13 protein-coding genes are annotated in these 13,962 nt (G+C 33.2%); 6 read left to right on the top strand and 7 right to left on the bottom strand.

Annotated elements, in window-relative coordinates:
* Positions 1–57: 57 nt before the first annotated feature.
* Positions 58–2,265 (bottom strand): TonB-dependent receptor, encoded by a 2,208-nt coding sequence (locus BB050_RS06450; RefSeq protein WP_066033015.1) that lies wholly within the window; start codon positions 2,263–2,265, stop codon positions 58–60.
* Between the two features lie 160 nt (positions 2,266–2,425).
* On the bottom strand, positions 2,426–2,779 hold the full coding sequence (locus BB050_RS06445) for a hypothetical protein (protein ID WP_066033014.1): 354 nt from the start codon (positions 2,777–2,779) through the stop codon (positions 2,426–2,428).
* Positions 2,780–3,006: 227 nt separating this feature from the next.
* Between BB050_RS06445 and BB050_RS06440 the strand changes: the two genes are divergently transcribed.
* Positions 3,007–3,711: a porin family protein gene (locus tag BB050_RS06440; protein WP_008466247.1), complete on the top strand. Its 705-nt coding sequence runs from the start codon at positions 3,007–3,009 to the stop codon at positions 3,709–3,711.
* Here the strand turns inward: BB050_RS06440 and BB050_RS06435 are convergent.
* Complete coding sequence (locus tag BB050_RS06435; protein WP_035691522.1) at positions 3,706–4,311, bottom strand: hypothetical protein; 606 nt, start codon at positions 4,309–4,311, stop codon at positions 3,706–3,708. The genes BB050_RS06440 and BB050_RS06435 overlap by 6 nt on opposite strands.
* 199 nt (positions 4,312–4,510) lie before the next feature.
* On the opposite strand from BB050_RS06435, the gene BB050_RS06430 reads away from it, so the two are divergent.
* The 4 genes from BB050_RS06430 to BB050_RS06415 all read left to right on the top strand — a co-directional run bounded on the left by BB050_RS06430 (position 4,511) and on the right by BB050_RS06415 (position 9,357).
* A complete protein-coding gene (locus tag BB050_RS06430) occupies positions 4,511–6,982 on the top strand; it encodes a bifunctional UDP-N-acetylmuramoyl-tripeptide:D-alanyl-D-alanine ligase/alanine racemase (RefSeq protein WP_066033013.1) in 2,472 nt (823 codons plus the stop codon).
* 199 nt (positions 6,983–7,181) lie between these two features.
* A complete protein-coding gene (mscL, locus tag BB050_RS06425; protein WP_008466253.1) occupies positions 7,182–7,562 on the top strand; it encodes a large conductance mechanosensitive channel protein MscL in 381 nt (126 codons plus the stop codon).
* Between the two features lie 175 nt (positions 7,563–7,737).
* Positions 7,738–8,727 (top strand): aspartate-semialdehyde dehydrogenase, encoded by a 990-nt coding sequence (locus BB050_RS06420; protein WP_008466254.1) that lies wholly within the window; start codon positions 7,738–7,740, stop codon positions 8,725–8,727.
* A gap of 120 nt (positions 8,728–8,847) precedes the next feature.
* Entirely contained in the window at positions 8,848–9,357 is a 510-nt protein-coding gene (locus BB050_RS06415; protein WP_066033012.1) for an SMI1/KNR4 family protein, read from the top strand.
* Positions 9,358–9,425: 68 nt separating this feature from the next.
* Here BB050_RS06415 and BB050_RS06410 read toward each other — a convergent pair whose 3' ends face one another.
* From BB050_RS06410 to BB050_RS06395, 4 genes are all read right to left on the bottom strand, one after another.
* On the bottom strand, positions 9,426–9,743 hold the full coding sequence (locus tag BB050_RS06410) for a 2Fe-2S iron-sulfur cluster-binding family protein (protein ID WP_008466258.1): 318 nt from the start codon (positions 9,741–9,743) through the stop codon (positions 9,426–9,428).
* Between the two features lie 60 nt (positions 9,744–9,803).
* The gene (locus BB050_RS06405) at positions 9,804–10,283 is read right to left on the bottom strand and encodes a hypothetical protein (RefSeq protein WP_066033011.1); all 480 of its coding nucleotides are present in this window, start codon (positions 10,281–10,283) and stop codon (positions 9,804–9,806) included.
* 215 nt (positions 10,284–10,498) lie between these two features.
* On the bottom strand, positions 10,499–10,738 hold the full coding sequence (locus BB050_RS06400; RefSeq protein WP_008466263.1) for a NifU family protein: 240 nt from the start codon (positions 10,736–10,738) through the stop codon (positions 10,499–10,501).
* A 79-nt stretch (positions 10,739–10,817) separates the two neighbouring features.
* A complete protein-coding gene (locus tag BB050_RS06395) occupies positions 10,818–11,948 on the bottom strand; it encodes an Mrp/NBP35 family ATP-binding protein (protein WP_008466265.1) in 1,131 nt (376 codons plus the stop codon).
* 406 nt (positions 11,949–12,354) lie between these two features.
* Here BB050_RS06395 and BB050_RS06390 point away from each other — a divergent pair, with 406 nt between their 5' ends.
* Positions 12,355–13,956 carry a L,D-transpeptidase family protein gene (locus BB050_RS06390; RefSeq protein WP_066033010.1) on the top strand — a complete coding sequence of 534 codons (1,602 nt, stop codon included), beginning with the start codon at positions 12,355–12,357 and terminating at the stop codon, positions 13,954–13,956.
* Positions 13,957–13,962 lie beyond the last annotated feature (6 nt).

Here is a 13,962-nt window from a genome sequence, read left to right as displayed (position 1 = left end):
ATAAAAGCTTTTGCGCGCTCTCCGTTTTTCATTGCGTTCTTTGCGGTTAAACAAATCTTATAAATTGAAATTTACGCCCAAAACGATATTTCTTCCAATATTCGGAATACCATCTGTTTTTAATCTAGAAAGGTGCGCAATATATTTTTTATCAAATAAATTGTTTCCGTTTAGGGTAATATCGAAAGCCGTTTTTCCTAGTTTGACAGTTCCGCCAAAACCTAAATTTACCAAAGTATACCCTTTAGAAGCCGTTTCGAAACCACTTACATTATCTTGGCTAAAAGTTGAAGAAACATTTAACGAAGCAAAACCTTCGCTTAGCCAGTTTTTGATGTTAAATTCAGTTCTCAAAGTATTATTCCAATTGTTTGCAGGAATTAGAGGCAGATAATCTTTGTTTTCTTTTTTACCAGTAACGGTTTCAAAACTAGTTTCAAAATGCAGCCAATCTAACGGATGCGGGTGAAAATGCAGACCTACTTCACCACCATACAATTGAGCATTATCTTGAACGTATGCAAAAACGTCATTGTCATCTAGAACTTCTCCAGTTGGCGAAGTATAGATGTAGTTGTTTACGTGATTGTAAAATCCGTTTACGAAAAATTCAAAGTGTGAGTTTTTGTATTCTAAGTTTAAATCGGTCTGAACGTTTTGTTCTGTTTTCAGATTTGCATTTCCAATTTCGTAACGGTTTGTTCCTTCATGAACACCATTTGAAGTTAATTCAGCTAAGTTTGGAGCTCTAAATCCTGTCGCAACATTCAGACGGAAAGTTAAAGGTTCTGCAAATTTGGTTTTGTATCCCAAAGAAGCATTAAAACTGTCAAAAGATCGGTCTAAAGCTTGAAAATAGCCTTCTTCGCCTTCAATTCCGTGAGCGATTGAAGTAATATTTCGGTTGTCAAAACGCAGTCCTGCTTGAATAACGCTATTGTCCCATTCGTAATTTGCAGTTCCAAAAACACCAAAATCATTGGTTGTGGCGTCTGGAATTAAGTATTCTTCACCAGAATTTTTATTGGTTTGGTGCATTCCCTGAACTCCCAGAATAGTTTCAATTTTTCCAAACTTAGGAAAATGATATTTTGCGTTATAGTTGAAAGTATTCAATTTCATATGTAGAGAAGCTTCATTGCTGTCTTCAAATTCGCTTCTGTCATTAGCAATATATCCTAAATCAACATCCAGTTTTGAATTTTCAAAAAAGATTACATTGTTTAAACTCAATAAATGATTGAAAATCCCCTGTCGCGGAAATTGAGTGTCTTTGCTTGAAGATTGTTCTGCAATTCCGTCTTCAGGAATTCCAATATCCAGTTTGTTGTAGTTGTATCTTAAAACACTTGAAAAACTTGAATTACTGTAACCGATTCCAGTTTTAAAATCAGTTTCGTTATAACGTGAGTTTGTAACGCGATCGCCACCTGAAATTTTATAATCAGAATGTGTGTTGTAGCTTCCTCTAGCTAAGAATTTCCAGTTATCAGTAGAAGTTTTTAATCCAATTGATGAATTGCTCCCTTGTGTATTGGTAAAATATTTTTGGCTGAAATTAGCTTTAAAATCGCCCGCATCAGCAAACTTTTCTGGATTAAAGTACAAAACTCCACCTAAAGCATCAGAACCGTATAATAAAGAAGCAGGGCCTTTGATAACTTCAACGCTTTCAATTCCCGCATCATTTAAACCTAAACCATGCTCGTCTCCAAACTGTTGATTTTCGATACGAACACCTTGTGAATACACTAAAACACGATTACCGCTAAGTCCGCGAATTACAGGTTTTCCGATAGAAGTTCCCGTTGAAATCTGAGAAACTCCCGGGATTGTCGCCAAACCTTCAATCAAAGTTGAAGTTCCTTTCTGCTGTAATGTTTTAATGCTTTCGTGCTCAATTTTCATTACGTTTTGCGATTGCAGTTTGTTAAAAGGAGTCGAAACCACTACTTCATCCATTTCTAAAATAGACTCTTCAAGAGTAATGTCTAATGTGTTTTGCTTAAGCAATTTTGCAATAGTTTTATTTTGATTCGCATATCCAACATATGTAAAAGCAATGCGAAGGCTTCCGTTTGGAAGATTATTCAATTCGTATTTTCCGTTTGCATCTGTCGTTGTCCCTTTATGTAATTCTGGAGCATAAACAGAAACTCCTGGCAATGGATTATTTTGATTATCGGTTACAGTTCCTGAAACCGAATTTTGAGCAGTCAGTACGCCCGAAAACCCTAAAATAAGGGCAATTATAAATTTTTTCATTTGAAAATGATGCTATAGTTAAATGGATTTTTTTCTTCGAATCGAAACCAAAAACGAACAATAAAGCATTCTGATCCTAATTGATAAAATAGGATTAGGAAACTCAATGTTTTTTGAATTTGAATTAAAAGAAATGTAATTTTTTTCGAATAATCGAAACTTAAGAAACTATAGCGGCAGGTGGACCTCGTAAGAAATACGAAGTGTTTGAAATAGAAAAAATCTTCTCTGAAAATGGGAAGAAATAAGGCGTTTCTTTATCAAATGCATGAAATTCAAAAGAGAAATTTTGCGGAAGAATAAAAGATTCAAACGCAAAATGGCAAACAAAACAAATGTCATAATCATGATGCTGATGCGTTATTTCTCCGCTCGGATCATTGTAATTATGATGACATTGTTTTTCTGAAAGTTGTTTTACGATATGCTCATAACTGTGTATCGACTGAAACAATATCGAGAACAATATCGTTACAGCAAATGATAGACTTAATATGAGCTGTTTTTTCTTCATACTCTGCAAAGGTATAAAAGATAAAAACAAAATTGATTAATTTTTTATTTCAGAGAATGGATTTATTGAAAATAATGCAGCAATTAATTTTATTCGCAGTCAAAATGAGAATATTTTTACTTTGTATCTTTACTGCAGAAAGCATTATGTTATATTTGTATGTGAAATAAATGGGCGTATAAAAACGTTTGTTTATAATTATCTCTTTAAAAAAACCAGACCACGATATGCGAATTATTTTTAGCTGCTTATTTTTACTCACTTTTTTTAACTCTTTTGCACAAGAAGAAGTTAAACCTGAGATAAAACCAGTTATAAAAATAGACTCTCTGTATCGAGAAGACCAATTTTATTTTTCGGTTACCTATAATATGTTTACCGATATTCCAATCAATTTTAAGCAGAATAAATTTTCTCTTGGACTTTCAGGAGGTTTCTTGCGTGACATGCCCGTTAATAAATCCAGAACCGTTGCTATCGCTGCGGGTTTAGGTTTAAGTTATCAAAATTATTATCAAAATCTGACCATTTCCGAGGACGGTTCAGGATCTATAATATATGGAGTTAACGATTATGGCGAATTTGTTTCTAATCGGTATAGACAATATTCTGTAGATCTTCCAATTGAGTTTAGATGGCGTAATTCTACTTATGAAAGCACTAAGTTCTGGCGTATTTATGGCGGCGTAAAACTGAGTTATATTTTTTCGAGCGCATCTACTCTTGATGATGGTGAAAAAACATATAAAATCAACAATAATGCTGATATTAATAAATTTCAGTACGGACCCTATCTTGCCGCAGGATACAATACTTGGAATTTGTATGTGTATTATGGTTTAAGTCCATTGTTTAAGTCAGCAACGACTTTGAATGGCGAAAAGATCAATATGAAAACCTTAAACGCGGGACTTATTTTTTATATTTTATAACCATAGATATAAAAATAAAAGCTGTGGCATTATTCCAATAAACAATCCGATTAGTATTTCTCTTGAAGTATGAGCATTCATTTCTAAACGCGATGAAGCCACAATCCCTGACAATAAAATAAGCAAAGCTGGCCAATACGGATTATGTAGCTGAAGATGAATGTTTAATCCGATAATAAAAATCGTTAATCCTGAGATAGCCACCATGTGCAAACTTGCTTTTGTCTTAAAAAGCACACACACCAATGCTAAAATAGTGCTGAATAAAGCGGCAAGAAAAAAGAAATGAAGCTCAGGATAACGCGTTATTACGATACTTCTTTTTACGAGCAAAATATATAAAAAACACTGCAAAATGAGCGGAATCGTTCGTTCTGAAGTCTGACTCAACATTATTGATTTTACATGGCCAGTCGATTTTAACAATAAATAAAATAAGACAGGAACAATTACATTAATGACCAAAATCTGTATTAAAACGAAATATTTTTCCTGCGTACTAAAAATATCGTCTTTATAAAATAAGTAAAACAAAGTAGCGTATAGCGATATAAAAATCGGATGTAATATATAGGAGAATATGGGAAGTACTTTTTTCAAAACATGGAAATTTGTGGTGTAAAAACAAATATACTCAATAAATGTTTTCTGCCACGAATTACACGAATTTTAGCAATTCATTTACAAAATCCTTTAATCTATAGCCATAGTTTTAAGAAAGATGCAAATAGAATAATTAGTGAAAATTTGGGAAATTAGTGGCAAACCTTTTTTAAATTTGAAAAAAAGAAATTTCTAAATGAGCATAAATATAAAAAGCCTGATTTCAGTGTTAAATGCCAAATGGACTGGCTCAAATGCTGCTATTTTAATAGATCATATTTCAATTGACAGCCGTTCGCTTCAAAACGGATCGCAAACCTTATTTTTTGCTTTGGCCGGTGTTAATAACGATGCTCATTCTTTTATTCCCGATTTAATAGAAAACAATGTTCGGAATTTTGTTGTTCAATATATTCCAGAGGGTTACGCTGATAAAGCTAATTTTTTGGTAGTCGAAAATACGCTTCTTGCACTTCAGGGATTTGCAGCCTATTACAGAAGTCTTTTCCATTTTCCGGTTATTGGATTAACAGGAAGCAACGGTAAAACCATTGTAAAAGAATGGCTTAATTTTTTATTAAGTCCTGACTATAATATTATTAGAAGTCCAAAAAGTTATAATTCTCAAGTTGGAGTTCCTCTTTCGGTAATTGGAATTAATGAAAAACATAATTTAGGCATTTTCGAAGCTGGAATTTCGACAGTTAATGAAATGGTTAAACTGGAGAAAATCATTAAACCAACAATAGGTGTACTCACCAATATTGGAAGTGCGCATGATGAAGGCTTTTTGAATTTAGTACAAAAGATTGATGAAAAATTGCTTTTGTTTAAAGACTGTTCGATCATTATTTATCAAAAAACAGAGGTTGTAGAATCATGCCTGACTCAGTTTGCCGCAGAATATATGATTCATCCGCGAAAGCTTTTTTCATGGAGTTTTACAGATAAAAAAGCTGATGTTTTTATTGAAAAACGAGAATATAAAAACGACCATACTTTTATTCAATACCATTATCAAAATGAAACTTTCAATTTAGAAGTTCCGTTTAACGATTCAGCTTCTATAGAAAATACAATTTCATGTTTATTGGTTTTACTGCATCTTAATTACGATCAGGAGACAATCCAAAGTCGAATCCAGATGCTGTACCCAATTCGAATGCGTTTGGAAGTGAAAAACGGAATTAATAATTGCAGTATTATTGACGATAGTTACAGTTCCGATTTTCAGTCGCTTAAAATTGCTTTAGATTTCTTGGAAAGCCAGAAGAAAAAAGGAGCTTCAAAAACAGTCATTCTATCAGATATTTTTCAGAGCGGGTTTACAAATGAAGAATTATATTCTAAAGTAGCTCAGTTAATTTCAGACAATAAAATTAATCGTATAATTGGTATTGGACCAATAATATCTTCTTTTGCAGCTAAGTTTCCAAATAGTACTATGTTTGAAAACACAAGCAATTTTATTGCTGCAATCGATGATTTTAATTTCCACAATGAAACGATTTTAATAAAAGGAGCAAGATCTTTTGAATTTGAAGAAATCGTTTCGTTGCTAGAAGAGAAAACCCATGAAACCATTCTAGAGATAAATTTAGATGCCATCAGCCATAATTTTAATTACTATAAATCGAAATTGGCACCAGGTATCAAAATGATGGTTATGGTAAAAGCATTTGGCTACGGAAATGGAGGTTTAGAAATTGCTAAACTTTTGGAGCATCATAAAGTTGATTATTTGGGTGTGGCTTTCGCCGACGAAGGAATATCGCTAAAAAATGGCGGCATAAAAGTGCCAATTATGGTTTTGAATCCAGAATCGACGAGTTTTCCATCTATGATTCAGTATCAGCTAGAACCTGAAATTTATAGCTTGAAAGGACTGAATGCCTTTTTAAAAATTGCTCGTGAAAAGAATTTAAAAGATTATCCAATTCATATCAAAATGGATACGGGAATGCATCGTTTAGGTTTTGAAAATAATACAATCGATGAGCTGATTGCGACTTTAAAGGGCAATTCGACAGTTCGTGTTCAGAGTATTTTATCGCATTTGGCGACAAGTGACGAATCAAAACATTTTGATTTTGTAAGACAGCAGATTGCTTTGTTCGAAAAACTTTCTTCAAAATTGATATCAGAATTAAATATCAATCCAATTCGACATATTTTGAATACTTCGGGAATTAGCAATTTTCCTGATGCACAATACAGTATGGTTCGTTTAGGAATTGGTTTGTATGGTGTTTCAAACGATCCTGCAGAACAGAAATATTTGGAAAATGTTGGAACTCTGAAATCTATAATTTCTCAAATTAGGACCATTCCTGCAGGCGACAGCGTAGGTTACGGACGTCGTTTTATGGCAGACCGAGAAACCAAAATTGCGACGATCCCAATTGGTTACGCAGATGGAATTTCGAGATTATGGGGAAATGAAGTTGGGTATGTAACCATTAAAAATCAAAAAGCAAAAATTGTAGGCAGTGTCTGCATGGATATGCTGATGGTTAATGTAAGTCATATAGATTGCAAAGAAGGCGATTCGGTAATTATTTTTGGCGAAAGTCCGACTGTGATAGAGATGGCTGTAGCCTTAAAAACAATTCCATATGAGATCATGACGAGTATTTCGCAGCGCGTTAAGAGGGTATTTTTTAGATAATAGTATTTAGACCATATAAGATATATAAGTCCATCTTTGTCCAAATGTACTTCTTTTTTTAGCGTACTATGCATTTCAATTGCGTGACGCTTATAATTTCTATTATAACTTATGGTTCAAAAGAGGATGCCGAATGTGTTTTTTTCAATAAAATTGCGTATTTTCGATATTCATTTATTAAAAACTAAACAAATCAGATATGGGATTTTTTTCAGAATTTAAGGCATTTGCAATGAAAGGCAACGTAGTTGATCTTGCTGTTGCAGTAATTATTGGAGCAGCTTTTGGTAAAATTGTAAGCTCATTTATTGAGGATGTAATTACGCCGCTGGTATTAAAACCTGCTTTAGATGCAGCTCATTTGTCAAAAATTGAAGATTTAACTGCTTTCGGAGGAGTTAAATACGGTATGTTTCTTTCAGCAGTAATTAACTTTATCATTGTTGCTTTTGTTTTGTTCTTGATTATTAAAGCACTAAACAGTCTTAAAAAGAAAGAGGAGCCAGCACCTAATCAGCCTGCTGCACCAACCCAAGAAGAATTGCTTACAGAAATTAGAGATTTATTGAAAAATAAATAAAAATATAATACCGCTACACTAAGTCTAACTTAACCGCCTTCTAAAGAGGCGGTTTTTTTACAAAATGTTACAAATTAAACATTTTGTTATTTTTTGTGAATCACCTTGTCATGACTTTTATTATACTTACTTTTGTGTTACAAATTAGATTAATTGATTATTTAAAAATATAAAAATGAGAATTGCAGTTGTAGGCGCTACTGGAATGGTAGGCGAAGTAATGCTTAAAGTTTTAGCAGAAAGAAATTTTCCTGTTACAGAATTAATTCCTGTTGCATCAGAAAGATCAGTAGGAAAAGAAATCGAATACAAAGGAACCAAATATAAAGTAGTAGGATTACAAACGGCTGTTGATATGAAAGCGGATATCGCTGTTTTCTCTGCTGGAGGAGATACTTCATTAGAATGGGCTCCTAAATTTGCTGCTGCCGGAACAACTGTTATCGACAACTCTTCTGCATGGAGAATGGATCCTACTAAAAAATTGGTAGTTCCAGAAATCAATGCTGATGTTTTAACTAAAGAAGATAAAATTATTGCAAACCCAAACTGTTCTACTATTCAAATGGTAATGACTTTGGCTCCTTTGCACAAAAAATACAACATTAAAAGAATTATCGTTTCTACTTACCAATCTATTACAGGAACTGGTGTAAAAGCAGTTAAACAATTAGAAAACGAGTACGCAGGAATTCAGGGAGATATGGCTTACAAATATCCAATCCACAGAAATGCAATTCCACACTGCGATAGTTTTGAAGAAAACGGGTACACTAAAGAGGAAATGAAATTAGTTCGCGAAACTCAAAAAATCTTAGGTGATAATACCATCAGAGTTACAGCTACTGCAGTTCGTGTGCCAGTTGTAGGCGGACACAGTGAGGCTGTGAACGTTGAGTTTACAAATGATTTTGATGTAAATGAAGTTCGTGAAATTCTGCACCATACAGATGGAGTTGTGGTTCAAGATAATTTAGATACTTTTACTTATCCAATGCCATTATATGCAGAAGGTAAAAATGAGGTGTTTGTTGGAAGAATTCGTCGTGACGAAAGCCAGCCAAATACTTTAAACATGTGGATTGTTGCTGACAATTTAAGAAAAGGAGCTGCAACAAACACCATCCAAATCGCTGAATACTTAATTAAAGCAGGTTTGGTATAATCGGGAGATTAAATTAAATTGTTATAAAGGAAAAACCGTAATTGCAGCAATGTAATTACGGTTTTTTTGTGAGAAATAGTTTTAATAAATAGGTAACTTAGCGGTTAAAATTTAAACTCTATGAATTTCGATAACTATAAAATAATCCCTAATTATAACACCAATAAAACAGATCTTTTTACAGCCGATGAAGAAGATATACTGGCTTGTGAGAAAACATTAAACATAACTTTTGATGAAGATTATAAAGAGTATGTTCAAAAATATGGAAGCGGTATTCTTGGAGGTACTTATGTACGGATTTATCTTCCTGAAACTATTGTTTTAACCTTGGAAGAATGGAGAAACCGTATTACTCAATATTGGTTTTGGGATGAAGGAAAAGAAGTTTTAACCAAGGAAGAAGTGCTGAAATCTATCCGAATTGGAGATACTTTTGATGGCGATGAAATTATATTTCTAAATAATCAATATTATATTCTGCCTAGATATAGCGAAATGATTTATAAAGCAGGAAATACATTGGAAGAAACCATTTCTTGGCTGTGTTCCTCTGGAATCTTAACAGAAGCTTTTTCTGAAAGAGAATTTGAGCCTTTTGATCCAAGTGGTCTGTTAAATTCCAATTAAAAAAATTCCAAATTCAAAGCAGAAGATGCTTTAGAATTTGGAATTTATAGTATTGTAAATTTGTTTTTTTAGTATTCTGGTGCCAACTCTAACTCCAATCCTTCTAAATCTTCAGTAATTGGAATCTGACAGCCTAAACGGCTATTAGACTTCACATAAAATGCTTCCGAAAGCATGGCTTCTTCATCGTCACCCATTTCTGGTAATGCAACATCATTTAGAACGTAACACTGGCAAGAAGCGCACATGGCCATTCCTCCGCAGGTTCCTTCAACAGGAAGTTCGTATGCTTTGCATAACTCCATTATATTCATTGCCATATCGGTTGGAGCTTGTAATTCGTGTACAACTCCTTCTCGATCTTTAATCTTTATTAATACATCCATTTTAATTATTGGAATTTTTACTGGAGAACTTGAAAACGTGTCCAAATTCTTTATTAATTTTTAACTTTTCTCTTTTAAGCTAAAAGCATATTCCTTTTGATTGCCGTCTTTAAGACGCATTTTTACACCAATAATATTACCTCCTTTTTCTAATATTGTTACTAAAGAGATAACGGAATAATAATCCTTGTCAGACTGGAAAATTAGGGCTCCTTCATAAGTAGAGTTCAAAATTCCTTGTTTGTCTGTTTGCGCACTAATTTTTCGTGGATGCGAAAAATCGGCAGAACTATAGGTTGCTTTATTTGCAAACTTTGCTTTTCCACCACAAAGATCATATAAGAAATCATAATTGCCAATTCTTAAAGCGCCTTCTTCAGTTTTTCCATTCGTAGAAAAAATAATTTGTCCAGAATATTGGAAATCTGACCATTCTTCAGATTCATTTACCCAAGCTTTGTCAGCAAAAAGTGTTTGACCCTGTTGTGCATTTACTGCGCTTATAAAAAATAATAAAAAAAGAGCGTAAAAGTTTCTCATAGTTTAAGATTTAAGGGTTAATGTTGACAAATTTAAGTTAAAAATGTAACAATTCCTTAACTGAAACTCTTAAATCTTTGCGTTGTTTTTTATGAATGTGACAAAAAACGTCTTTTTTTTAGTGTTATATTGTCATTTTCTTAATCAAATAACAAAACACTTATTATTCTTGTTAAACTTTAAAGGTTCAATTCTTATAAAAAGACGATGTTTTGTTACATTACATTTACCACAGTTTCGATCTGCGGAGCATATTTTTTTATTGTAGTTTCAACACCCGCTTTTAGGGTCATTTGATTAACGCTGCAGCTAATGCAAGCTCCTTCCAAACGAACTTTTACATGTTTGTCATCTTCAATAGAGATTAATGAAATATCTCCACCGTCAGATTTTAAGAATGGTCTTATCTCATCTAAGGCCAATAAAACATTGCTTGTTATTTCTTCTGTTGTCATAATATTAATGTGTCAATTAGAAAATGTGCCAATTAGAAAATTTTTTAAAATTAGCTAATTATCTCATTATCTCAATTATCTAATTCTTTTTAACTGCAGAACAGCCTGCCATTGTTGTAATTTTGATTGCTTCTGTTGCAGGCAAGCTTTCGTTTCTGTTCACGGTTTCTTGTACAACATTTCTAGTAATTCCTTCAAATACTTTTTCTATTGGAGACGCAGTCTGCAATGCTGCTGGACGACCGTAATCTCCTGCTTCACGAATAGATTGTACAATTGGAACTTCTCCTAAAAATGGAACGCCTAAATCTTCGGCAAGGTTTTTAGCGCCTTCTTGTCCAAAAATGTAGTATTTGTTTTCTGGCAATTCTTCTGGTGTAAAATATGCCATGTTTTCAATAATTCCTAAAACAGGAACATTGATGTTGTCTTGCATAAACATCGCCACACCTTTTTTAGCATCTGCAAGTGCCACCGCTTGCGGAGTACTTACTACAACAGCTCCAGTAATTGGAAGCGATTGCATGATAGAAAGGTGGATATCTCCAGTTCCAGGAGGCAAATCAAGAAGCATGAAATCTAATTCTCCCCAATCTGCATCAAAAATCATTTGGTTTAATGCTTTTGCGGCCATTGGCCCTCTCCAGATTACAGCTTGGCTTGGAGCTGTAAAAAATCCGATTGAAAGCATTTTGATTTCGTAGCTTTCAATTGGTTTCATTTTTGATTTTCCGTCAACTGTTACAGAAACAGGTTTCGCATTTTCAACATCAAACATAATTGGCATTGAAGGTCCGTAAATATCGGCATCCAAAACACCAACTTTAAAACCCATTTTGGCAAGCGTAACAGCCAAGTTTGCAGTTACGGTAGATTTTCCTACTCCTCCTTTACCAGAAGCAACTGCAATAATATTTTTGATTCCAGGAATCGCACGGCCTTTAATTTCCGGTTTTTCTGGAGCTTCAACTTTAATGTTTACTTTTACTTTTGCATCAGGAGATATTAAATCATGAATTGTTTTTCTAATATCATCTTCCGCTCTTTTTTTGATGTGCATAGCAGGTGTATGCAATACAAGGTCTACAACAGCTTCGTCTCCAAATGTAATTACATTGGTTACGGCACCGCTTTCAACCATATTTTTTCCTTCTCCAGCAATAGTGATGGTCTCTAAAGCTTTTAGAATTTCTTTTCTATCTAGTTTCATTGTAATGGGCTTTTTTTTATTCTCCAAAATCAATCTTATAAGATTATATTTATTTAAACTGATTTCAGGGTGCAAAGATAACAGATTAAGTTCGGAAATTAAGCGTTTTTGAATTGTAATTATTGATATTGAGATTATTCAAAATTATTCAAAAGTAATTTTTATAAAAAATGATAAAACTGATTTGATGATTTGAGAAAAACTTTTTCGATTTAGCTGAATATTTTTATATAAGTTTTTCTTCCGTTTAAATAAAATTCTCACAAAACTTCATTATATTTGATAGCCCAAATCGATGATTGTCAGATATGAAAAAAATATGTGAAAACTAAGGTTTTTTGAGCAATTTATTGGGTTTTCGGTATTTTTTTTAAAGTTGTTTCTACCAATTTAAAACTTTAAAAATATGCGAAATTTTACTTCTTCTTTAATTATTGTTACAGTCAGTTTTTTTGCATTTTCATTCAATTCATTTTCCAATAGTGCCAAAAGCAAGGCTGATATAACAAATTCAAAAGCTGTTTCTGTCATTACTCTTGACGCAGCTTCGATTAATGCCTTTTTTAAAAGATATCCTAAACTTAAAAAATATCAGAAAGATGTTGAGGGTATTTACAAAGCCAAAGATTATAAATCTATTTGGTATGATGATAAAAGTATAACAGAATTCGGCTCATTATTATATCAGAAAGTAAATGTTCTGAAAGATCAGGGAATTGAAGAGAAAATGCCCTATAAAGAACAAATTGATGAGGCTTTTAACGAGAGCGCTTCCAGTAAACCATCACAGCTAGATACCGAATTACTGCTGACAAGCATGTATGTATTTTATGCCAGTAATGTATATTCTGGAGTTGATCCTGCGACATTGAAAAAAATAGGCTGGTACCTTCCTGCAAAATCTATTTCGTATACTCACATTCTAGATTCATTAATGGTAGATTCTGATCGATTGGATAAAGATGATAATCTTTTATTTAGCCAATACTACAGATTGAAAGATGCACTAAAAAAATACCGCAAAATAGAAACCGATAACCTATGGCAGAAAATTACGATTTACAGTGCTACTTTTAAAGATTTAAGACCAGATGATACAGCTATTGCCATAAAACAAATTAGAAATCGCTTATTTGTGGTCGGAGATTTAAAACAAGATTCTGGAAGCGATATTTATGATGAAGAATTGATGGCAGGAGTTTTAAATTATAAAAAGAGATACAATCTAAAAATTAATTATGCTCTAACGAGAGATATTATCAATCAGATGAATGAGCCAATCAGCAAAAGAATCAGAACGATTATGCTGAATATGGAAAGATGCAGATGGATTCCGACTAAATTGGCCAAGGCTGAAGAGTATGTTATGGTTAATATTCCTTCATTCAGGCTTTTTTATGTTAAGGACGGAAAATATGATTTGGTTTCGGATATTTTTGTTGGCAACAGACTTAGTGAGACTGTAATTTTTAGCGGCAATATGGATCGAATTGTTTTTAGTCCGTATTGGTATGTGCCAACGAGTATTATTCAAAACGAATTAAAACTTCAAATTGCAAATGATAAAAATTATTTGGCAGATCATAATATGGAATGGAATGGAGGGAAAGTGAGACAAAAACCTGGACCAAAGAATTCTCTTGGATTAGTAAAATTTATGTTCCCCAATCCAAACGATATTTATATGCACGATACGCCAGCAAAAAGTTTGTTCGAATTTGAAAAGCGCACTTTTAGCCATGGCTGTATAAATGTTAAAGAAGCCAAACAGCTTGCACTGCATATTCTAAAAGACGATCCAGACTGGCCTGTAGATAAAATTGACAGTGCTATGAGCGGAGAAAAAGAAACAACTTGTATGCTAAAACGCAAAATTCCAGTTTATATAGGTTATTTTACCTGTTGGGTTCAGGACAACGGAGAAGTCAACTTTTTTCCAGATGTCTATGATCGAGATCAGAGTTTAGACAAGCTAATTTATAATGATGCCGTAACCATGAGAGATTAAACATAA

The sequence above is a fragment of the Flavobacterium anhuiense genome, assembly GCF_001705175.1.
Lineage (GTDB): Bacteria > Bacteroidota > Bacteroidia > Flavobacteriales > Flavobacteriaceae > Flavobacterium > Flavobacterium anhuiense.
The sequence above is the reverse complement of the archived record's forward strand: the minus strand, read 5'-3'. Positions and strand labels throughout refer to the sequence as shown.

Coding starts and splice junctions, on each gene's coding strand:
- BB050_RS06450 (WP_066033015.1), bottom strand. CDS start 2,265: ATGAAAAAATTTATAATTGCCCTTATTTTAGGGTTTTCGGGCGTACTG.
- BB050_RS06445 (WP_066033014.1), bottom strand. CDS start 2,779: ATGAAGAAAAAACAGCTCATATTAAGTCTATCATTTGCTGTAACGATA.
- BB050_RS06440 (WP_008466247.1), top strand. CDS start 3,007: ATGCGAATTATTTTTAGCTGCTTATTTTTACTCACTTTTTTTAACTCT.
- BB050_RS06430 (WP_066033013.1), top strand. CDS start 4,511: ATGAGCATAAATATAAAAAGCCTGATTTCAGTGTTAAATGCCAAATGG.
- mscL (WP_008466253.1), top strand. CDS start 7,182: ATGGGATTTTTTTCAGAATTTAAGGCATTTGCAATGAAAGGCAACGTA.
- BB050_RS06420 (WP_008466254.1), top strand. CDS start 7,738: ATGAGAATTGCAGTTGTAGGCGCTACTGGAATGGTAGGCGAAGTAATG.
- BB050_RS06415 (WP_066033012.1), top strand. CDS start 8,848: ATGAATTTCGATAACTATAAAATAATCCCTAATTATAACACCAATAAA.
- BB050_RS06410 (WP_008466258.1), bottom strand. CDS start 9,743: ATGGATGTATTAATAAAGATTAAAGATCGAGAAGGAGTTGTACACGAA.
- BB050_RS06405 (WP_066033011.1), bottom strand. CDS start 10,283: ATGAGAAACTTTTACGCTCTTTTTTTATTATTTTTTATAAGCGCAGTA.
- BB050_RS06400 (WP_008466263.1), bottom strand. CDS start 10,738: ATGACAACAGAAGAAATAACAAGCAATGTTTTATTGGCCTTAGATGAG.
- BB050_RS06395 (WP_008466265.1), bottom strand. CDS start 11,948: ATGAAACTAGATAGAAAAGAAATTCTAAAAGCTTTAGAGACCATCACT.
- BB050_RS06390 (WP_066033010.1), top strand. CDS start 12,355: ATGCGAAATTTTACTTCTTCTTTAATTATTGTTACAGTCAGTTTTTTT.